The organism is Streptomyces sp. NPDC059851, assembly GCF_042732005.1.
Lineage (GTDB): Bacteria > Actinomycetota > Actinomycetes > Streptomycetales > Streptomycetaceae > Streptomyces.
The window spans coordinates 1-19,715 of record NZ_JBHWJJ010000004.1 but is presented as its reverse complement, the minus strand read 5'-3'; the positions used below and the strand labels follow the sequence as shown (position 1 = coordinate 19,715).

At 72.7% G+C, this 19,715-nt stretch carries 18 protein-coding genes, 1 tRNA gene and 1 riboswitch; of the genes, 11 read left to right on the top strand and 8 right to left on the bottom strand.

Going from position 1 to position 19,715, the window contains the following annotated elements; genetic code table 11:
* Positions 1-80: 80 nt before the first annotated feature.
* Positions 81-767, bottom strand: coding sequence for a GNAT family N-acetyltransferase (locus ACFV7Q_RS01845; RefSeq protein ID WP_385422496.1), 687 nt, complete (start codon positions 765-767; stop codon positions 81-83).
* 452 nt (positions 768-1,219) lie between these two features.
* Here ACFV7Q_RS01845 and ACFV7Q_RS01840 point away from each other — a divergent pair, with 452 nt between their 5' ends.
* Positions 1,220-2,509, top strand: a complete 1,290-nt coding sequence (locus tag ACFV7Q_RS01840) for an MFS transporter (RefSeq protein WP_385422494.1) — start codon at positions 1,220-1,222, stop codon at positions 2,507-2,509.
* Between the two features lie 13 nt (positions 2,510-2,522).
* Positions 2,523-3,203 carry a (2Fe-2S)-binding protein gene (locus ACFV7Q_RS01835; protein WP_385422492.1) on the top strand — a complete coding sequence of 227 codons (681 nt, stop codon included), beginning with the start codon at positions 2,523-2,525 and terminating at the stop codon, positions 3,201-3,203.
* Positions 3,204-3,309: 106 nt separating this feature from the next.
* On the opposite strand, the gene ACFV7Q_RS01830 is transcribed toward ACFV7Q_RS01835, so the two are convergent.
* Both ACFV7Q_RS01830 and ACFV7Q_RS01825 read right to left on the bottom strand, forming a co-directional pair.
* On the bottom strand, positions 3,310-5,109 hold the full coding sequence (locus tag ACFV7Q_RS01830) for a S8 family serine peptidase (protein ID WP_385422490.1): 1,800 nt from the start codon (positions 5,107-5,109) through the stop codon (positions 3,310-3,312).
* 221 nt (positions 5,110-5,330) lie between these two features.
* Complete coding sequence (locus ACFV7Q_RS01825) at positions 5,331-6,686, bottom strand: cation:dicarboxylate symporter family transporter (RefSeq protein WP_385422488.1); 1,356 nt, start codon at positions 6,684-6,686, stop codon at positions 5,331-5,333.
* 106 nt (positions 6,687-6,792) lie between these two features.
* On the opposite strand from ACFV7Q_RS01825, the gene ACFV7Q_RS01820 reads away from it, so the two are divergent.
* Entirely contained in the window at positions 6,793-8,412 is a 1,620-nt protein-coding gene (locus ACFV7Q_RS01820) for an ATP-binding protein (RefSeq protein ID WP_385422486.1), read from the top strand.
* Positions 8,409-9,131: a response regulator gene (locus tag ACFV7Q_RS01815; protein WP_385422484.1), complete on the top strand. Its 723-nt coding sequence runs from the start codon at positions 8,409-8,411 to the stop codon at positions 9,129-9,131. Before ACFV7Q_RS01820 ends, ACFV7Q_RS01815 begins: the two co-directional genes overlap by 4 nt.
* Here the strand turns inward: ACFV7Q_RS01815 and ACFV7Q_RS01810 are convergent.
* The 3 genes from ACFV7Q_RS01810 to ACFV7Q_RS01800 form a co-directional block, all read right to left on the bottom strand.
* The gene (locus ACFV7Q_RS01810) at positions 9,086-9,934 is read right to left on the bottom strand and encodes a tyrosinase family protein (RefSeq protein ID WP_385422482.1); all 849 of its coding nucleotides are present in this window, start codon (positions 9,932-9,934) and stop codon (positions 9,086-9,088) included. The genes ACFV7Q_RS01815 and ACFV7Q_RS01810 overlap by 46 nt on opposite strands.
* Positions 9,931-10,329 (bottom strand): tyrosinase cofactor, encoded by a 399-nt coding sequence (locus tag ACFV7Q_RS01805; protein ID WP_385422480.1) that lies wholly within the window; start codon positions 10,327-10,329, stop codon positions 9,931-9,933. The genes ACFV7Q_RS01810 and ACFV7Q_RS01805 overlap by 4 nt, the downstream gene beginning before the upstream one ends.
* A 315-nt stretch (positions 10,330-10,644) precedes the next feature.
* Positions 10,645-11,172 carry a DUF3995 domain-containing protein gene (locus ACFV7Q_RS01800; RefSeq protein WP_385422478.1) on the bottom strand — a complete coding sequence of 176 codons (528 nt, stop codon included), beginning with the start codon at positions 11,170-11,172 and terminating at the stop codon, positions 10,645-10,647.
* Between the two features lie 71 nt (positions 11,173-11,243).
* Between ACFV7Q_RS01800 and ACFV7Q_RS01795 the strand changes: the two genes are divergently transcribed.
* Positions 11,244-11,840: a TetR/AcrR family transcriptional regulator gene (locus ACFV7Q_RS01795; RefSeq protein WP_385422476.1), complete on the top strand. Its 597-nt coding sequence runs from the start codon at positions 11,244-11,246 to the stop codon at positions 11,838-11,840.
* A gap of 68 nt (positions 11,841-11,908) precedes the next feature.
* On the opposite strand, the gene ACFV7Q_RS01790 is transcribed toward ACFV7Q_RS01795, so the two are convergent.
* Positions 11,909-12,304 (bottom strand): hypothetical protein, encoded by a 396-nt coding sequence (locus ACFV7Q_RS01790; protein ID WP_385422474.1) that lies wholly within the window; start codon positions 12,302-12,304, stop codon positions 11,909-11,911.
* A 441-nt stretch (positions 12,305-12,745) separates the two neighbouring features.
* Between ACFV7Q_RS01790 and ACFV7Q_RS01785 the strand changes: the two genes are divergently transcribed.
* A complete protein-coding gene (locus ACFV7Q_RS01785) occupies positions 12,746-13,240 on the top strand; it encodes a hypothetical protein (protein WP_385422472.1) in 495 nt (164 codons plus the stop codon).
* 391 nt (positions 13,241-13,631) lie between these two features.
* Positions 13,632-13,952, top strand: coding sequence for a hypothetical protein (locus ACFV7Q_RS01780; RefSeq protein ID WP_385422470.1), 321 nt, complete (start codon positions 13,632-13,634; stop codon positions 13,950-13,952).
* 258 nt (positions 13,953-14,210) lie between these two features.
* Here the strand turns inward: ACFV7Q_RS01780 and ACFV7Q_RS01775 are convergent, their stop codons facing one another.
* Entirely contained in the window at positions 14,211-15,962 is a 1,752-nt protein-coding gene (locus ACFV7Q_RS01775) for a sigma-70 family RNA polymerase sigma factor (protein WP_385422468.1), read from the bottom strand.
* A gap of 370 nt (positions 15,963-16,332) precedes the next feature.
* On the opposite strand from ACFV7Q_RS01775, the gene ACFV7Q_RS01770 reads away from it, so the two are divergent.
* The 4 genes from ACFV7Q_RS01770 (at position 16,333) to ACFV7Q_RS01755 (ending at position 19,663) form a co-directional block, all read left to right on the top strand.
* Positions 16,333-16,406 (top strand) — tRNA-Trp (locus tag ACFV7Q_RS01770).
* Between the two features lie 201 nt (positions 16,407-16,607).
* A riboswitch (cobalamin riboswitch) is annotated at positions 16,608-16,744 on the top strand.
* Between the two features lie 35 nt (positions 16,745-16,779).
* A complete protein-coding gene (locus ACFV7Q_RS01765) occupies positions 16,780-17,781 on the top strand; it encodes an ABC transporter substrate-binding protein (RefSeq protein ID WP_385422466.1) in 1,002 nt (333 codons plus the stop codon).
* Positions 17,778-18,848, top strand: coding sequence for a FecCD family ABC transporter permease (locus ACFV7Q_RS01760; RefSeq protein WP_385422464.1), 1,071 nt, complete (start codon positions 17,778-17,780; stop codon positions 18,846-18,848). Before ACFV7Q_RS01765 ends, ACFV7Q_RS01760 begins: the two co-directional genes overlap by 4 nt.
* Complete coding sequence (locus tag ACFV7Q_RS01755) at positions 18,845-19,663, top strand: ABC transporter ATP-binding protein (RefSeq protein ID WP_385422462.1); 819 nt, start codon at positions 18,845-18,847, stop codon at positions 19,661-19,663. The genes ACFV7Q_RS01760 and ACFV7Q_RS01755 overlap by 4 nt, the downstream gene beginning before the upstream one ends.
* Positions 19,664-19,715: the final 52 nt, after the last annotated feature.

Genomic DNA, 19,715 nt, shown 5'->3' with positions numbered 1-19,715 from the left:
CCGGACGGCAGCGGCCCCCGCCCCGGACCCACCTTCGGCGGAGCCGGGAGGGGGAGGGGCGGGGGCCGCGTGCAGGACCGTTACGCCGGAACGAGGGTCTTCCGCCGGCGCTTGCGCGGGGTCCGGGCCGAGAGCCTCAACTCGATGATCGACCGCACGGCCGGCCACTCCTCGTCGAGGATCGAGTAGAAGGCGGTGCTGCGCACGACCCCGTCGAGCCCCCGGGAATGGGCCCGGCGCACCCCCTCGGGGGTGAACCCGAGGCGCTCCATGGCGGCCCGCGAGCGGACGTTGCGGGCATCAGCCCGCAGGGAGATCCGCCGCACTCCCCAGGTCTCGAAGGCATGGCGCAGCATGAGCAGCTTCGCCTCCGTGTTGATCCCGGTCCCCTGGGCGCTCGGGGACAGCCAGGTATTGCCGATCTCGGCGGCATCGGGGATCGCCGTCAGCGGATCACCGAAGGGGACGCCCGGCACGGCGGGCCACACCAGCGGCCCCTGCCAGTAGTCCAGCTCCAGGAACCGGGTGGAACCGACGACCAGGCCGTCCGCGGCTCTCACCACGGCGAACGGGAGCGATCGGCCCGCCGCCTGATCGGCGAGGGCGCGTTCGATGTACTCGTGGGACGCCTGCACTCCGTGGGGTACGGGGGTGAAGGCGTAGGTCGTACGATCCTCGGCCCCGGCCATGGCCAAGGCCTCGGCATGGTGGGGGGCGAGGGGCTCCAGCCGCACGGTGCGGCCGGCGAGGAGTACGGGTACGGGCACGGAGCCTTCGGTCCTTCTGGGCGGTGGGGTGGTTGTACAGTCTGCGCTCCTGACGTCACCCCCCGCGCAAAACGCGGGTGAAAGGCAACGAGATGTCAGGTGAACGCGAGTGGCTCAATGTAGCCCGATAACGGGCTCGCATGAACCCCCAAAATGGCAACGGCACGGCCATGTTTTCCGACGGCCCCCCGGACGGCGGCCCCGAGGGCTGCCGAACACCCGACTCAACGGCTCTGACCTGCGACGATGCTCGCGGTCCGAAGCGGCGCCGGACACCCGCCCGGCACGGCCCGGCCGCCGCTCGTCAACCGGACGTTGCCGGACATCCTGCCGGGCCCGCCGGAAGGGCAGCCGGCGGGGGCCGGCGGGGCCCTGAACGGCATGCAATGGCCCGCCGAAGAGCAGCCGGAGTGGACCACTCCCGTGGGCCACTCCACTGGTGGAATGAACCGGTGACGACACGGATACTCCCCGCGCCCGGAGCACCCCGCCGGCTCGCCGCCGCCCAGCTGGCCAACTCGGTCGGTGACGGCGCCTACTACGTCTGTTCGGCCCTCTACTTCACCCGTGTGGTCGGCCTCTCACCGGCCCAGATCGGCCTGGGCCTCACCCTCGCCTGGGCCGTCGGCTCGGTCGCCGGGGTCCCGCTGGGGGCCCTCGCCGACCGGCGCGGCCCGCGCGGCGCCTCCGTGCTGCTGGCACTGGCCACCGCCGCCTGCGTCGCCTCCTTCCTGCTGATCCGCTCGTACGGCGCCTTCCTCGTGGCCGTCACCGGCTACGCCACCGCCCAGTGCGGGCTCTCCGCAGCCCGCCAGGCCCTGCTCGCCGGCCTCGTGCCCGCGCAGGAGCGCACAGGCGTGCTCGCCCACCTCCAGGCCGTGCTCAACGCCGGACTGGCGCTGGGCGCGGCCCTGGGCGGCCTCGCCCTCGGCGCCGGCACGCAGCGGGCCCACCTGGCGGTGCTCGCCCTCGACGCGGTGAGCTTCCTGGTCTGCGCCGCCGTCCTGCTCCGACTGCCCCGGGTGGCCCCCGCCCCCGGGCGGTCGGCGGGGGAGCCGCGGCTCCAGGTCCTCCGGGACCGGCCCTACGCGCTGGTGACCCTGCTGAACGCGGTCCTGCTGCTGCGGATGCCGCTGCTCAGCCTTGCCGTCCCGCTGTGGATCGTGGAGCGCACCACTGCCCCCGGCTGGCTGGTCTCGGCGTTGTTCGTGCTCAACACGGTGGCCGTCATGCTGTTCCAGGTGCGGACGGCGCGGCCCGTGACCGACCTGGACGGCGCACGGCGCGCGGTACGGGCGTCCGGCCTGGTCATGGCCGCCTCCTGCGTGGTGTTCGCCCTCTCGGCGCTGCCCGGGGCCGGCTGGGCGGCCGCGGCCCTGCTCGTCGCGGGTGCGGTGCTCCAGGTGGACGGGGAGATGCGGCAGTCCGCCGGGTCCTGGCAGATCGGCTTCTCACTGGCCCCTGCCGAGCGCATCGGCCAGTACCAGGGGTTCTTCGGGACCGGCGTGCCGATCGCCCGCACCCTGGGCCCCACGGTGCTGACGTCCCTGCTCCTGGTGTGGGGACTCCCCGGCTGGCTGCTGCTCGGCGCGGTGCTGCTGGCCGCCTCCTGCGCCATGGGCCCGGCGGTCCGGTGGGCGCAGGGCGGCCGGCGCGGCCCCGGGCCCGCCCGGGGCGGCGTACCGGTGCGGGAGCCGGAGCGGCAGGGGGCGGGGGCCGTCGGCGACGCGTCCGCCGCCTGAGATCATCTCCGGCATGGACATGGACGACGTACTGCGCCGCCTGGCGGCCGTGGGGCCGTTCTTCGCCGTGCCGTTCGGGGCGGATCCGCCCGGGGACGGCTTCCGGCCCCTGAGCGTGCTGTACGGGGAACGCCTCGGCCCGTACGTGGCCGAGGTGGGCCGGCGGATCGGCACCGGCCCCGGCCGGGTGGCGGCGTCGACCGCACAGTTCGGGATCGCCTCGCGGCTGTGGTCGCTGGGCCTCGGCTGCGCCGCGCTGGGCGGCCGGGTACCGGACCTGGCGCCGGACCGGGTGTGGTGGCGGCTGCCCGCCGCCGGCTCGCTGGAGCTGTGGCTGCCCGCCCCCGGCGAGGGGGCCCGGCCGGCCGCGGAGCTCGGCGAGACCGTCCTGGGGAACGTGGCACTGCTCGACGCGGGTCTGCGGGAGCACTACGGCGTCTCCCCGCAGGTGCTGCGCGGGAACGCGGCGTCGGGCCTGGTGGGGGCGCTGCGGGTGCTCCTCGACCGGGTTCCGGGCGGCGCGGCGGTCACCCTGGCGGCCGGCCTGCTGGCCGAGGTCGGGCCGCTCGGCGGCACCGGCACCTTCCTCCACGAGGAGGGCCTCGGGGTGGCCTTCGTGCGGCGCAGCTGCTGCCTGTACTACAAGGTGCCCGGCGGCGGCCTGTGCGGGGACTGCGTGCTGCGGACCCGTTAGCCCCTGCGGGCGGGAACGGCGCGGGCCACCGGGGTGCGGACGGCCGCTCCCCGATGGCCCGCGTGTGTGCGTGCGGTAACGCCTGTGACGCCTATGACGTCCTGTGTCAGAAGGTGAGGTTCCAGGCGTCGATCCGGCCGGTGTCGCCACCCGCGTTGTCGTTCACCCGGAGCTTCCAGGTGCCGTTCGCCACCTCGGAGGAGGCGTTGACCGTGTAGACCTGGTTGATGTTGTCGGTGGTGCCGCCGGCCCGGTTGTGCACCGTGTACACGGTGCCGTCCGGAGCGATGAGGTCCACCTTCAGGTCGCCGATGTAGGTGTGCACGATCTTCACGCCCACCTTGAGGGTGGAAGGCGCGTTTCCGGTGACGCCGCTGACGGTGATCGGGCTCTCCACGGTGGTGTTGTCGCCGATGGCGAAGTCACCGGTGTTCTCGAAGAACTTGCCGGGCGGCGGCGTGCCCACCGCCTTCAGCGCGTCGACCTGGCCCTCGCCGAAGAAGCCGTTGTTGGCGGTGGTGCCGGTGCAGCGGCCGTCGGCCGGGCAGGGGATGTCGTTGGCCTGCACGGCCAGCTTCTCGCGGATCTGCGCCGGGGTGATGCCGGGGTTGGTGCTGGCGATGAGCGCGGCAACACCCGCCACGTGCGGGGAGGCCATCGAAGTACCGCTCTTGGAACCGTACTTGCCGCCGGGGACGGTGGAGTAGACGTTGCTGCCCGGAGCGGAGACGTCGATCACACCACGGCCGAAGTTGGAGAAGGAGGCCTTCGTGACGCCGTCGCCGTTGGCGGCGACCGTCACCACGCCCGGCAGCTCGGTCGGGATGTCGAGGCAGGCGTTGGTGATGGTCCGGGTGACCGGCGTGGAGTCGTTCGGGCTGGCGCTGTCGGTCGTCTTGTTGGCGAGGTCGTAGTTCTCGTTGCCCGCCGCGGCGACCTGGAGCGAACCCTTGCCCTCGGCGTACTCCTGGGCGCGCCGCACGCCCTCGATGATGGCGGCCTGGTCGGCGTTGTCCGGGCAGTTGAACTGCCACGGGTCCGTGTAGTAGCTGTTGTTGGTGACCTTGAAGCCGTGGTCGCCGGCCCACATGAAGCCGCAGATGGTGTTCTCGGCGAAGAAGAGCGAGGTGTTCGGCTCGGCGATGCGGACGGAGGAGATCTTCACGCTCGGGGCCACGCCGATGACGCCCTTGCCGTTCTTGGCGGCCGCCACCGTGCCGGCGACGTGCGTGCCGTGGTCGCCGACGTCCCGCCAGGCTCCGGCGCGCGTGTCCGGCTTGCCGTAGGCGCAGGAGACCGAGTCGGCGGCGTTGAAGTTCGGGGCCAGGTCCTGGTGCTGGTCGTCCACGCCGGTGTCGAGGATGCCGACCTTGACCGCGGACGAGCCGGTGGTCACGGCCCAGGCCTGGTCGGCCTTGATCTGGCTCATGTCGGCGCGGACGGGCTCGCCGGCCGGGGTCGTCGACTGCGACGGGTTGGCGGGCAGCGCCGGGTTGTAGGCGTCGGCCGGAATGTCCGAGGTACGGGTCGCACCCACCTGCTGCACGCCGGTGACGCCCCGCATGGCGGTCGCGAAGTTGGCGGAGGAGGAGTGGGCGACGATCACGCCGATGGCGTCGAACGCCGAGAAGACCGTGCCGCCGTTGGCGGTGACGGCCGAGCGGATCGCCGAGTTGTCACCGGGGGCGGTGATCACGAGGTAGGCGCGGGTGCCGGCGGCCCAGGTCGCACTCTGGGAAGCCGGCGCCGCGGCCGGGGCCTTGGCGGCGGGGGCCGCGGCCGACGGGGCGGACGGCACCACGGGGGTGCCGGCGAACGCCGCGGGGGCGCCGAAGGTCAGGGCCGCGCCGAGTGACGCGGCCAGAACCAGGGTACGTCGGGGTCGGCCGGATATGTGGGGTATCAATGCGTCCTCCGATGACCCGGTGTGCCGTGGGCAGTTACCGGGCGGTACGAAACGAGTGGTGGACGCAAGATGTCAGACGCGTGCCCCTCGACGGAAGTAACTTTTAGCGCAGCCGAATTGAAGTTCGAGTGGCTGAAAATGATCGGTGGAATCGACGGGCCGGCCGGGCTGGGCACCGTGGGGGCGAGCCCAGCCCGACCGGCCCGCGGCCGGCGCACCGGTCAGGCCGGTACGCCGTCCCTCGCGGCGGCCGACTGGCCGGGTACGGAGGGGGGTTCCGTACCGTGCGCGTCGTCGACCAGCGTGGCTTCGTCGAACTGCAGCCGGCCCGCGAGGACTTCGGCGGCCCGCTCGCGGTCGAACTCCTTGGTCCAGGTGCCGATGAGCACCGTGGCCACCGCGTTGCCGGCGAAGTTCGTCAGGGCGCGGGCCTCGCTCATGAACCGGTCGATGCCCACGATCAGGCCGACGCCCTCGACCAGCTCCGGCCGGTGCGTCTGCAGCCCGCCGGCCAGGGTGGCAAGACCCGCGCCGGTCACACCGGCGGCACCCTTCGAAGCGATGATCATGAACAGCAGCAGCGAGACCTGCTCGCCCAGGGCGAGCGGCTTGCCCATGGCCTCCGCGACGAACAGCGAGGACATCGTCAGGTAGATCGCGGTCCCGTCCAGGTTGAAGGAGTAGCCCGTCGGCACGGTGATGCCGACCACCGGCTTGGAGACGCCCAGGTGCTCCATCTTGGCGATGAGCCGCGGAAGGGCCGATTCGGACGAGGAGGTCGACAGGATGAGCAGGAACTCCCGGCCCAGGTAGCGCAGCAGCGCCAGGACGCCGATCCCGGTGCACAGCCGCAGCAGGGCGCCGAGCACGACGAACACGAACAGCAGGCAGGTCACGTAGAAGCCGATCATGATGACGGCCAGCGACTTCAGCGCGTCGATCCCGGTGGCCCCGACCACCGCCGCGATCGCGCCGAACGCGCCCACCGGCGCCGCCCACATGATCATCGCCAGCACCCGGAACACCAACTTCTGCACGTGCCCGATCCCGCGCAGCACCGGTTCGCCCGCCCGGCCCATGGCCTGCAGCGCGAAGCCGCACAGCAGCGCCACCAGCAGGGTCTGCAGCACCTGCCCGCCGGTGAAGGCGGACACCAGCGTCGTCGGGATGATCCCGAGCAGGAACTCCTGCGTCGTCTGCGCCTCGCCCGCCTTGGCCTGGGCCTCGCCCGCGTGCTTCGCCGCCTCCGTCAGGTGCAGGCCGCTGCCCGGCTCCAGCAGGTTCCCGACCACGAGGCCGATGGCCAGCGCCACCGTCGACATGATCATGAAGTAGCCGAGGGCGAGTCCGCCCACGGCACCCACCTTCGCAGCCTTGCGGACCGACCCGATGCCCAGCACGATCGTGCAGAAGATCACCGGCGAGATCATCATCTTGATGAGGTTCACGAAGCCGGTGCCCAGCGGTTTGAGCTCCACGGCCATGCCGGGGGCGGCGAAGCCGACGGTGATGCCGAGGACCACCGCGGCGATCACCGCGATGTACAGGTAATGGGTCTTGTCGCGTCTGGCGGCCACGTTCGCCTCCTGGTGGGGAAAATCGTCCCGCAGACCATCGCCCAGCACTGTGACCCCGGTCACCGTTGCGTTCATTGAGTTCATGCCGCGGTGCACACTGAGCGCCATGCTCCGCTTCCCCCGTCCGCCGCGCAGCCTCGCCGGCCAGCTCTTCGCCATGCAGGTGCTGCTCGTCGCCGTGGTCGTCGCCGGCTGTGCCGTCTTCGCGTACGCCACCGCCCGCGGGCAGGCCGAGGACGCCGCCCGGCGCCAGGCCGGGGCCGTGGCCCGCGCCGTCGCCGACTCGCCCTCCGTGCTGGAGGCCGTACGGGAGGCCGCGGGCGGCAACGGTCCGACGGCCCGGCTGCAGCCCTACGCCGAGCGCGTCCGCGTCGACTCGGAGGTGGACTTCGTGACGATCATGGCCCCGGACGGGCGGCGCTGGACCCACCCCGACCCCCAGCGCATCGGTGAGCCCTTCCTCGGCAACACCGCCCCCGCCCTGCGCGGGGAGACCTTCAGCGAGACCTACACCGGCACCCTCGGCCCCTCGATCCGCGTGGTGACCCCGCTCCTCGACGACGGTCGCGTCGTCGGCATGGTCAGCTCCGGCATCACGGTCCGCGTGATCAGCGCCCGCCTGGCCGCCCAGCTCTCGGCCCTCGTCTGGGTCGCGGTGGGAGCGCTCGCCCTCGGCGCGGTCGGCACGTACGTCGTCAACGCCCGGCTGCGCCGGCACACGCACGGCATGAACGCGGCCGAGCTCAGCCGCGTCTACGACTACCACCAGGCGGCCCTGCACGCCGTCCGCGAAGGCCTGTTGATGCTCGACGGGCAGCGCCGGATCACCCTCATCAACGACGCCGGCCGCGAACTGCTCGGCCTGCACGGGGACCTGCGGGGCCGGTCGGTCGCCGACCTGGGGCTGCCGCCGCCGCTGACCGGGGCGCTGCTCGCCGACCGGTCGCGGGTGGACGAGGTGCACCTGACCGCGGAGCGGGTGCTGGTCCTCAGCAGCGCGCCCGTCGCGGGCGGCGGCCGCCGCGGCACCGTTGTCACCCTGCGCGACCATACGGAACTGCAGTCCCTGACCGGCGAGTTGGACCACGAGCGCGGGTTCACCCAGGCGCTGCGGTCCCAGGCGCACGAGGCGGCCAACCGGCTGCACACCGTGGTGTCGCTCATCGAACTCGGCCGTGCTGACGAGGCGGTGGAGTTCGCCACCGCCGAACTCCAGCTGGCCCAGGCCCTCACCGACGAGGTCGTCACCGCCGTCGGCGAGCCGGTGCTGGTGGCCCTGCTGCTGGGCAAGGCCGCCCAGGCGCACGAGCGCGGGGTCGAGCTGGTCGTGACCCGGGACAGCCACGCCGTAGAATCCGGCCGCGGCGCCGGCGCAGTCCAGGAGCTGCCGGCCCGCGACCTCGTCACCGTGCTCGGCAACCTCCTCGACAACGCCGTGGACGCGCTGACCGGTGTTCCCGGGGCCCGGATCGAGGTCACGGTCCGTCCGGAGGAGGAAGGGCTGCTGATCCGCGTGGCCGACAACGGGCCCGGCCTGCCCGAGGGGGTCGCGGCCGAGGTGTTCCGGCGGGGCTGGTCGGGAAAGGGGGAGGGGCGGGGTCTCGGCCTCGCGCTCGTCCGGCAGGTCGCCCTGCGGCACGGAGGTAGCGCGGAGGCCGCCGAAGTTCCGGGTGGGGGAGCCGAGTTCACCGTACGACTGCCCATTGCGAAGGGGGTGCCGGCATGACCGGGACGGGTGCGGGCACAGGGTCCGCGGTGCGCGTGCTGGTGGTCGAGGACGACCCCGTCGCCGCCGATGCGCACGCGCTGTACGTCGGCCGGGTGCCCGGCTTCACCGCGGTCGGCGCGGTCCACTCGCTGGCGGAGGCCACCCGGATCTTGGAGCGGACCCGCGTCGACCTGCTGCTGCTGGACCTGGGACTGCCCGACGGCCACGGGCTGCGCTTCGCGCGCGGGCTGCGGGCCGCCGGGCATCCGGTCGACGTGATCGTGGTGACCTCGGCGCGGGATCTGGCCGTGGTCCGCGAGAGCGTCTCGCTCGGGGTGGTCCAGTACGTGCTGAAGCCCTTCGCCTTTCCGACGCTGCGCGAACGGCTCTTGCGCTACGCCGAGTTCCGTTCGGCGGCGGGGGAGGCGGCGGGACAGGACGACGTGGACCGGGCGCTCGCCGCCCTGCGCACCCCGCTGCCCGCGGAGCTGCCGAAGGGGCTCAGCGCGCCGACCCTGGACCGGGTCGCCGCGCTGCTGCGGTCCTCACCCGAGGGGCTGACCGCGGCCGGGGCGGCGGAAGCGGCCGGGATCTCGCGGATCACCGCCCGCCGCTACCTGGAGCACCTGGTGGACACCGGCCGCGCGGACCGCACCCCCCGGTACGGCCAGGTGGGCCGCCCCGAGCTGCACTACCGCTGGCTGGCGGCGGCGGCCGGCTCGGTGTCGAAGGTGTAGAACTTCCGGTGGTCCAGCATGTCGGCCGGGGTGACGTCGTTCCACGGCCGCATGGTGTCGTTGAGGTCCACCACGTTCGCCGTGCCGGCGGCCGGCAGGTAGGCCGACTGCGGGTGGCGGGCCTGCCACTCGGCCCACAGCTTGTCGACGTAGGCGTGGTGCATCCAGAACACCGGGTCGTTGGGGGAGACGCCGGTCGCCATCTGCCCGCCGACCCATACGTGCACCCGGTTGTGCAGGTTGGCGCCGCGCCAGCCCTCCAGGTGGTTGCGGAAGCCGTTCGAGGAGCTGTTCCAGGGGGCCGTGTCGTAGACCGGCATGTTCAGGACGGCGTCGACCTCGGCCTTGGTCGGCAGCTCGGCCACGCCGGAGCCGAGCGAGCGCCGCAGGTAGTTGCGTCCGTCCACCCGTACGTTGATGGGGAACTTCCCGCCCGAGTACGCGAACGGCCCGTCCATGACCTGGCCGTCGCGCGCCCGGCCGGTGCCGCCCATGAAGTCGGGGGACCAGATGGAGGCGCGGGAGGTGCGGTCGACGGTCCAGTCCCAGTACGGGAGGGCGACCTTCGGGTCCACCTTCTGCAGCTCGGCCTCGAACTCGATCAGGAAGCGGCGGTGCCACGGCAGGAAGGAGGGGGAGCGGTGGCCGACCCGGTCGCCGGAGTCGGTGTCGCTCATGATGAAGCCGTTGTGCGTGGTGACGAACCGGTCGAACACCCCGGTGCGCTTGAGTTCGAGCACCGCGTTGGTGAAGGCGCGCTTCTCCTCGGCGGTGAGCGTGGCCTGGTTCTTGCGGACGGTCATGCCGAGCCTCCCATGGGCGCGAACGGGGCGAGGACGGCGCCCTGGAGCTCGCGCACGGCGGCGCGGGCGAGCGTGCGGGGGTCGGTGAAGGTCTCGTAGTGGTTGACCACGCTGATCCAGGTGCCGTCCGCGTTGCGCATCACGTGCAGCTCGCGGCCGTCTATCCGGACCGTGGGCAGTCCGGCGGAGTGGCCACCGTGGTGGCCGCCGTGGTGGCCGCCCTGGGCGGGGGTGATCTGGATGCGGCGGCCCTGGTACACCTCGTCGACCGCGCCTACGGGTTGCGAGGCGCGGGAGTCGGTGGCGGCTGCGTGCGCGGTGGCGCCGGCGATGCCGAGAGCGGTGAGTGCGCCGGCGGTGGTGCCCAAGGCCTGCCGGCGGGTGATCTTGTTCATGGCCCGAAGGGTTATCAGGCGGTCACGGAGAGTTGACCTCTATCCGGACATGGGGCGATAAGTTGCCAATAGAACAATTTGGTCGATCTTCCCGTTCCGGCCGGTTCGAACGGTCGGAACGGGAAGATCCTCGAAAATCATCTTACTGGACAGTAATTTCTTCTGCTGCACCCTGCCGGGTATGTGCGGGGTCACACCGCGGAGTCGGCTGGAACTCGAAGCAGGGCTATGGGGGATTTGTCTCGATGGTCTGCATCCGGTTCCCTCCGACCGAAAGGTGCAGTGTGAACCTATCTCGCGCGGCGGGTGCGGGCGCTACTGCGTGACGCGGGTCCGGGCCTGGTCGCGGCCGGTCCGGCGGGCGGTGGTCCGGCGGTCGGCGGTGCGGCGGGCCACGAAGCCCGTCAGGCCGGCCAGGGCCAGGCAGAGCGGCGAGTACAGGACCAGGTCCCAGTGCCGGTAGGTCTCGGGGGCGGAGCCCACCCCCAGTCCCGAGGTGGCCAGGCCGCCCATCCCGCGGGCGGCCAGCACTCCGGCGAGCGTCCAGAGCCCGGCCCGGTTGAGCTTCTGCGGCCCGACGGTCCGGGTGATCCCGCCGTTGCTGAGGACGAGGTACCCGGCCGCGCCGAGGGCCGCGGCGACGGCCAGGGTCAGCGGAACCGGGGGCAGCCGGTCCTCGGTCACCCCCACCACCGTTTCGGCGAACTCGGCCGCCGAGCCCAGCGGCCACGGGTCGACGGTCCACAGCGCGTGCAGCGCGCCCGCGGCGATCAAGCCGGTGGCGGCGACCCCCGCCGCCGCCTTGACTCCGGCTTCCGTGCGCTCGTTCTGGTTGGCGGGCATGACTGGTCCCCTTCCCCGAAAGGCGTTCCATACAGTGCTGTATGGATGATCCATACAGTAGCGTACGGAACATGGCGAAGGGGAAGGTCACCAAGGACGACTGGACGATGGCGGCGCTCGCGGCGCTCGCCCGGGGCGGCGTCGCCGCGGTCGCGGTCGACGTGCTCGCCAAGGAGCTCGCCGTCAGCCGCGGCAGCTTCTACTGGCACTTCAAGAACCGCGAGGCGCTGCTCGTCGCCGCGCTGGAGGCATGGGAGCGCCTGGCCACGGGCGAGGTCATCGAGGAGGTCAATGCGGAGCGGGACCCCTTGAAAAGGGCCAGGGCGCTGTTCGCCGTGGCCCTCGGGGACGAGGAGATCGCCGGCCTCGAACCGGCCATCGTCGCCCAGGTCGACCACCCGGCCGTCGCCGAAGTGCTCCAACGGGTCACCCGTACCCGGCTGGACTACCTCACCGCCCTCTTCTGCGACCTCGGGCTGCCGCCCAGCAGCGCCCGGCAGCGTGCGGTCGCCGCCTACGCCGCCTACCTCGGGTGGATCGAGCTCCGGCGGGCCGTGCCCCACACCGCACCGGAGACCGTGGCCGACGGCGAGGGTGCGGCGGAGGCACTGGACCACCTGGTGGACATGCTCACCGCGGGCGTTCCCCGGGCGGCGGAGGCGGGCTGACGTCGCGCACGGCGCGTCGGTGCCTTGCGGGGGTTGCTGGAGTGCGGCTCCGCTGCGGGGTTGCCGGGTCAGGTGAAGCGGACGTAGCTCTCGCCGTCGAGGTACAGGATGTGGCCGTCCTGGGTGACGGCCCATTGGAAGGTCAGGGGTGCGCCGCCGCCCTCCGGGTACATCGCCAGCCGGCTCCCCCTGACCGTGAAGCGGCCGGTGAGGACGCCGCCGCCGATGTTCTGCCGGTACGAGCCGTCCGGGCGGAAGCTCCACACGGAGGACCGGAAGCCGTCCGTGCCCCCACCGCTCCAGTCCCCGACGAGGACCGACGGGATCTGCGGTGCGGGCTGCCCCCGGGCGGGCACCCCGCCGTTCCCGTCGGCAGTAGATCCCCCCTGGTCCTCGCACCCGCCGAGAAGGAGGACGGCGCACAGGGCGGCTGTGAGGACGACACTGCGTCGGACTGATGTCACCAGGCCTCCCCGGGCCTCGCGGACCGCACGCTTACAGCGCTGTACTTCTCCGAATTCCGGCTCATCACACGGCAAGCCGCCGATGTGCCGCGAATTGAGCGAAGCCGACCGATCGGTGTGCCAATGCGGGCGGTTCGGCCACTCCGGCGGGAGGCCGGCCCCCGCCCCGGGCCTGCCGGTCCTCATCCGACAGCGAACCCGGGCCCCCGCACGGGTATTGCGCGGCCCGCCGGTCCTCCACCCGGACCCGCCCGGCGCCCCCCCGGGCGGCGTCGTCGGCGGCACCAAGCGGTTCCGGTGGGGTCGAGTACTGATCCATTGGCCGTCCATGCCGACGACCGGTGGGCCCGTCCTGTGCCCGGCTTGGCCTGGCTGGCCGTTGTTCCGGCGAGGGCGGGCGGCCACGTGGCCGTGTCAGGGGGTTCCCCTACGGTGCCCGGTATGACGGACTGGATACACGGCGCGCTCCCGCACCACGAAGAGACCAACGTCGTCTTCTTCCGAGGGTCGTCCCTGGACGCGCTCACACGAGGACTCCTCGGCCAGCGGCGGATGCCACTCGCTTACGGCAAGGGAACCGACTGGGGGCTGATGATGCATGACATGCTCAGCTGGGACAGCGGCGACCACGACCTTGCCGACTACCGGCGGCTGTGCCCGGACGGCGGCGAACTCGTCGTCTTCGTGACCGAGCCGTGCTTGGTGAAGGCCCACCGTCCCTGGTTCGAGTACTACCGCGACGGGAGCCTGCTCACCGGCTTCAGCTTCGAGAACCTGTGCGGCCGAGTGGGCGAGGAGCCCGATCTGCTGCTGCCCGTCCTCATGGCGGCGAACCTGATCGGGCCGAAGGCGGATCTTGACAGGGATGACAACGAGGAACGAACGGTGCAGGCGATCGCCGATTTCTTCTCCTTGCCCGAACTCGAGACGCCTTGACTGGGAGCTCTGAACGGTCTCGATGCCGTGTGGTGCCGTAGTAGCCCGCCATGACCGTGGGGCTTACGCCGCCCTGCTGGACGAATCCGACCGGCAGGGCCGGACCTGGACTGCCGCCGCGTAGGACCCGGAACACGCTGCGGCACAAGGCCGACCCGTCCTCCAGCACGCAGCCCGGGCCGAGTTGGAGGATGGGCGGCCTTTACGGCTGGGCGTGAGTACGGGCGTTCGTCAAAGCCGCCCAGTACCTGCCCGACGGGCCGTGTGCGGTGGCTGGCCCGTGCCCTAGTGTTCGGTGCCGAACGAGGGGGGCGGCGTGTCGACGTATGCGGCTGAAGCAGGGTCAGAGATGAGGGGGATCACTTTCCGTGCCTGGCGGGAAGGTCATTACGTGACGCTGGCCGAGCTGTTGGTTCGGCTCGGCAGCTTCGGCCTCGGGTTGACGTGGCGCGTTGAGATCGACGAGATGGTGGATCCGCGCTGTGTCGAGATGGAACGACGCTCCGCCGGCTCTGGGATGGACACCATGACGCTGCTGTCGCTGACGAGCCCGGGCCTGCAGTTGATCGACGCGGAGGCTTGTGGGTTTGCCGAAGACGTGCTGGTCGTCGTCCTCACCGAAGTGGACAGTTCGTGGTGGGAGATCAAGGCCGCCGACGAGCGCGTGCTCAGCGAACTCCAGCGCCACTACCCGGACGCCGAGGAGCTCTGAGCAGCTCTCGCATGCAGTGCTGAGCCAGAGGCGGCGGCCGGGCGTCCGCGCCCGAGCGTGTGGGCTCGGGCACCCGGCCGCCACGGCGTGGATCCGGCCTGTCTCCGCCCCCCGCCACCCGTTCTCGTGCTCCGAGCACCGGACCCGCAGGCGCACGCCGTGGTGCTCACGCCCTCCCGGAGCACTGCGCGCCGAGGAGCTGGGCCTGCCGGCCGCGCCCCGGGAGGGCCCGGCCCCCGCCGCCGGGGTGGCGCGGTGTCACCGGGCGCCGAAGTTCTGCGTCCACCAGGGGCCACCGGAGCTCCGGTGGATTCCTACGCCTATGTCCTTGAACGAGCAGTTCAGTATGTTCGCGCGGTGACCGGGGCTGTTCATCCAGGACTCCATCACCGACTCGGGCGTCTGCTGCCCCTTGGCGATGTTCTCCCCGTACGTCGACCAGCGGTACCCGGCGGCCGTCGTCCGGTCGCCCGGGTCGGTGCCGTCGGGGCTGGTGTGCGAGAAGAAGTCCCGGCCCGCCATGTCGTCGGAGTGCCGCTGGGCCGCGGTACGGAGCTGCGCGTCGTCCTTGAGCGGGCCGCAGCCGGCCTTCGCCCGCTCGGCGTTGACCAGGGCCACCACCTGGCCCGCGGGGCCCTGGGGCGCGGGAGCCGGGTCCGGGGCCGTGGAGCGGGGGGCCGACTTGGACGGCGTCGGCTTCGGGCTCGGGCTCGTGCTGCTGGCGGACGGGCTCGGCGAGGCCGAGGCAGACGGGGACGGGGAGGCCGAAGCGGAGGCGGAGGCGGACGGCGAAGCCGACGAGGGGGCCGAAGCGGCCGCCGACTCCGGGGCGGAGAGCGCGTTCACCGGGGCGGCGGTGTCCTGGCCCTCCTTGCCGCCCGAGCCGGGGAAGCCTCCGAGGTAGGCGAGGCCGCCGCCCGCGACGCACGCGGCGAGCACCGCCCCGCCGACCGCGCGGCGGCGGCTGCGCCGGCGCTTGCGCAGCAGGCTGCGGCCGCCGACCGTGGCCGGGTCGGGCTCCGCGAGGCCGCCGTTCGCGGAGACGGTGGGCGTCAGCTGCGTGGCGGCGTCGGCCAGCTCCGTGTCGCCGCCCCCCGGGATGCCGAAGCCCGGCCCGCCGGGGCCCGTGCTGCCGAAACCTGCGCCGGCGCCCGTGCCACCGTCGCCGCCCGGGTAGGCCGGGTAGGCCGCGCCAGCGGGGGCGAAGCCGCCCGTCGCGGCAGCCGCCGACCGTACGCTGTCCAGCAGGACCGCCGAGACCGGCACCAGGGCCAGGCCCGCCAGCAGTCCCTCCGCCGGGAGCAGCCCGCCCCACAGCCCCGCGCACCGCATGCACTCCCGGGCGTGCCGGGCTATTCGCTTGCGCCACAGCGTGGACGGAAGCCCGTCCCAGCCGGCCGTCACCGACTGGAGCATCTCGCACGGAGGGTGCGCCTCAAGCGCCCGCTCCACCACCCGGGCCGACTCCAGCTGTGCCTTCATCCGCTGGACCCGCACCGCCGTGTGCTGGGGGGACAGCTCCAGCGCCGCGGCCACCTCGGCCCGCGTCAGCTCACCCGCGCACTCCAGCCACCAGAGCGACAGCAGCGCCCGGTCGTCGGGCTCCAGCCAGCGGGTGGCACGGGCCGTCTCGCGTCGCTGGCCCTCCAGCTGGAGCCGCACGACGGTCAGGTCCACGAAGTCGGCCCCCGGGTCGGCGAGTTCCCAGGCCGCCTCCAGGCCGCTCTCGCCGGGAGCGGTGCGGCGGGCCTGCCAGTACGCCCGTACGCGGTTCATCGCGATCGCCACCAGCCAGGACCGGAAGCTGTCGTCCGAGCGGAGGGTGCCCAGACCGTCGAGTGCGCGGAGCATCGTGTCCTGCACGACGTCGTCCACGTCGACTGACCCGTTCAGAGCACGCCCGACGACGTTGTAGACGAGCGGCAGGTAGGTGCCGACCAGCTCGTCCTGCGCGCGGGGATCGCCCGCGCGGGCGGCCGCGACCAGCTCTGCCGTGTGCTGTGTAGTCATATGAGGTTCCCTGTCCGTACCGGCGGTCGATGATGCCCGATACCTGGGAGACCGTCGAGCGGTGACCGGATAACAGTTATTCGGAGGAGATCTTCGAAAACAGGTCCGGGGCGTCCCGCCCTCGCCGGACACCGCCCACATCCACCGGCCTGGTGGGGGCCCGCTGACCGGAGCCGAGGCCCTGATCCCCCGCGGCGCCACCAGCGGGATCCACCAGAGCCCTGTCGGCGGGCAGCGGTGGGGCGGTCGTGCCCGCCGCCGAGGCCGTCGCCCCGGGGCAGGGAAGTGGGCCGTGACGCCGCTCCTGCGGACACGCACCCTTAATCGAGTGGATCTTCTCGCCGCGCCATGGCATGGTTGTCCTCACCAAAGGGGTGTAGCTCAGCTGGCCAGAGCGTCGGTCTCCAAAACCGAATGCCGCAGGTTCGAATCCTGTCGCCCCTGCTGTGGCGAAGGCCCGGGTCGGGTAGGTGGACCTGGGCCTTCCGCATTCCACTGCGCAGTGGCGTTGGTCAGGACCCGCCGGCGTTCCGTCGGCACTGCCCGCCCCCACCACCCACGTTCCCCCCAAATGATCTAGGCGTCCGATGGGCCGGGCGGTGGGTCGTCTCCGGGAGGGGCGGCGGCCGCATCGGCCGGTCGTGGCGGTCTGGCAAACTGGTGTGGACCAACTCGGCGGTGCAGGACAGGAAACCGGTGCGAATCCGGTGCGGTCCCGCCACTGTGACCGGCCCCCTCGCGGAGCCGGGAGCCAGATACTGACGTGCCGCCTCTTCACGTCGACCAGGGGACGAGGATCCCCCGGAGAGGCTTCGCCATGTCGCGTTCCCGCGCCCTGCTGCGCGCACTTGCCCCGCTTCCCCTCCTGATACCGCTCGCCGCGTGCGACGGGCCCGGTGGGCCCGGCGGGCCGGGGCCGGGTACGGCCGCGGGGGAGGCCGCCGCGCCCGGGTTCCCGTACACCGCCACGAACTGCGGGGTCAGCAGCACCTACCAGGCCCCGCCGCAGCGGGCCGTCACCATGAACCAGCACGCCACGGAACTGCTGCTCGCCCTCGGCCTGCAGGACCGGATGGCGGGCACCGCCTACCTCGACGACGCCGTGCTGCCCGCCTACCGGCCCGCGTACGACCGGATCAAGGTGCTGGCCGAGGAGTACCCGTCCAAGGAGGTGCTCCTCGGTGCCAACCCGGACTTCGTCTACGGCGGTTACACCAGCGCCTTCGACAAGGCGCAGGGACGCGACCGCGAGACGCTCGCCAAGGCGGGCATCAACACCCGGCTCAACGTGGAGTACTGCACCGGTGGTCCGGTGGGCCTGGACCAGCTGAAGACCGAGATCACCGAGCTCGCCCGCACCTTCGGCGTCCCCGAGCGGGGCGAACGGCTCATTGCGGAGGAGCAGCGCCGTATCGGAGCCGTCACCGACCGGGTGAAGGACCGGGCCCGGCCCACCGTCTTCGTCTACGACTCAGGCGAGGACAGTGCCTTCACCTCGGGCGGCCACGGCATCGGCAACGAGATCGTCTCCCTCGCGGGCGGGACGAACACCTTCGCCGACCTCAAGGACACCTTCGGCGACGTGTCGTGGGAGAAGGTCATCGAGCGCAAGCCCGAGGTCGTCCTCATCTACGACTACGGCGGCACCACCGTCGAAGCCAAGAAGCAGCGCCTGTTGAACGATCCGGCGCTCGCGGAGGTTCCCGCGGTCAAGAACCGGCGGTTCGCGGTGCTGCCGCTGTCCTCGGCCGTCCTCGGCGTGCGCGTCGCCGACGCCGTCGAGGCACTGGGACGCCAGCTCCACCCCGACGCCCCGTGACCCGGCCCGGGACGAGGGGGACCCGCCGCGGCGCGCGCCCGCCCGTCGCCCTGGTCCTGCTCCTCCTCGCCGCCGCACTCCTCGCGTCCGCCGTGGCGGGGCTCGCCCTGGGGCCGGTCCGGATCGCTCCCGGCCAGGTACTCGACCTCGTGCTCCGCGGACCGGGGCCGGGCGGCGGGGCGTTCGCCTCCATCGTGTGGGACGTGCGGATGCCGCGGGTGCTCCTCGGCGCCGTCGTCGGAGGCGGGCTCGCGGTGGCCGGCACGGTCCTGCAGGCCCTCGTGCGCAACCAGCTCGCCGATCCGTTCCTGCTCGGCGCCTCCTCTGGCGCTTCGGCCGGCGCCGTCCTGGTCATCGTCCTCGGGGCGGGAGCCGGGACGGCGGGCGCCGCGGGTGGGGCGGGGGTGCCCGCGGCCGCGTTCGCCGGATCGATGTGCGCGCTCGTCGCCGTGTATGCGATGGCCCGGCGAGGCGGAACCATGACCACGGGGCGGCTGGTCCTCGCCGGCGTCGCCGTCCAGTACATCCTCTCGGCGCTCACCAGCCTGGTGCTGGTGCTCGCCGCCCGCCCCGACCAGGTACGGTCCGTGCTCTTATGGACGCTGGGCGGCCTCGGCGGCGCCCGCCCCGACGAAATGGCCCTGCCCGCCGCGGTGCTGCTCGCCGGTACCGCCCTGCTGACCGCTCTCGCCCGGCCGCTCGACCTGCTCCTGGCCGGGGAGGAGGGCGCGCACACCCTGGGGCTGGACGCGGGCCGCTTCCGCGCCGCGGTCTTCGTCCTCGTGTCCCTCGTCATCGGGGTGCTCGTGGCGTACAGCGGGGCGATCGGCTTCGTGGGGCTGATGGTTCCGCACGCCGCCCGCATGGTCGTCGGGGCCGGCCACCGGGCCCTGCTGCCGGTCGCCGCCCTGGGCGGGGCGGTGTTCCTGCTCCTGGCCGACCTGGTCGCGCGTACGGCCGCGGCGCCCGAGGAGATACCGGTCGGCGTGGTCACCGCGCTGGCCGGCGGACCGTTCTTCCTGTGGATGCTGAGGCGCTCCACGCGCACCGAGGGGGCGCTGGCATGACCACGACCGGGGCGAACGGGGCGCACCCTCTGGAACTCATCGTGGAAGGCGTGCGTTACACGACCGGTGGACACACCCTGCTCGACGGGGTCGACCTCACCGCCCGGCCCGGTGAAACCGTCGGCGTGGTGGGCCCCAACGGCAGCGGCAAGACCACACTGCTGCGCTGCGTGTACGGCACCCTGCGGCCCACGGGCGGTCGCGTCCTGATGGACGGCGCGGACGCGGCGACGCTCGGCGTCAAGGACCGGGCCCGCCGCACCGCGGTCGTCCCGCAGGATGCCACGGGCATGCTCGGGCTGACCGTACGCGAGGTCGTCGCCATGGGCCGCAGCCCGCACAAGCGGTTCTGGGAGCAGGACGGCCCGGACGACGCCCGGCGCGTCGCCGAAGCCCTGGAAACCGTCGGCGCGACCGCCTTCGCGGACCGCCGCTTCGACGAGCTCTCCGGCGGCGAACGCCAGCGCGCCCTCGTCGCCCGCGCCCTGGCCCAGGACACCGGCCTGCTCGTCCTGGACGAGCCGACGAACCACCTCGACATCCGCTACCAGCTGGACGTCCTGGCCCTGGTACGGGCCCTGCCCGCCACCGTCCTCCTCGTGCTGCACGACCTGAACCTCGCCGCCGCGTTCTGCGACCGCCTCTACGTCCTGGCAGCAGGCCGTACGGCCGCCTCGGGTCCCCCGGCCGAGGTCCTCACGGAGGCCCTGCTGGCCGACGTCTACGGAGTCCGCACCCACATCACGACCCACCCCCTCACAGGCACCCCGAACATCGTCCACCTCCCCCGGGAGGGGACGGGCCCAGAACGCTGAAGGGTTCCGGGTCGGTACGGGGAAGGGCGTCCGGGCCAGGGGGATCCTGGCC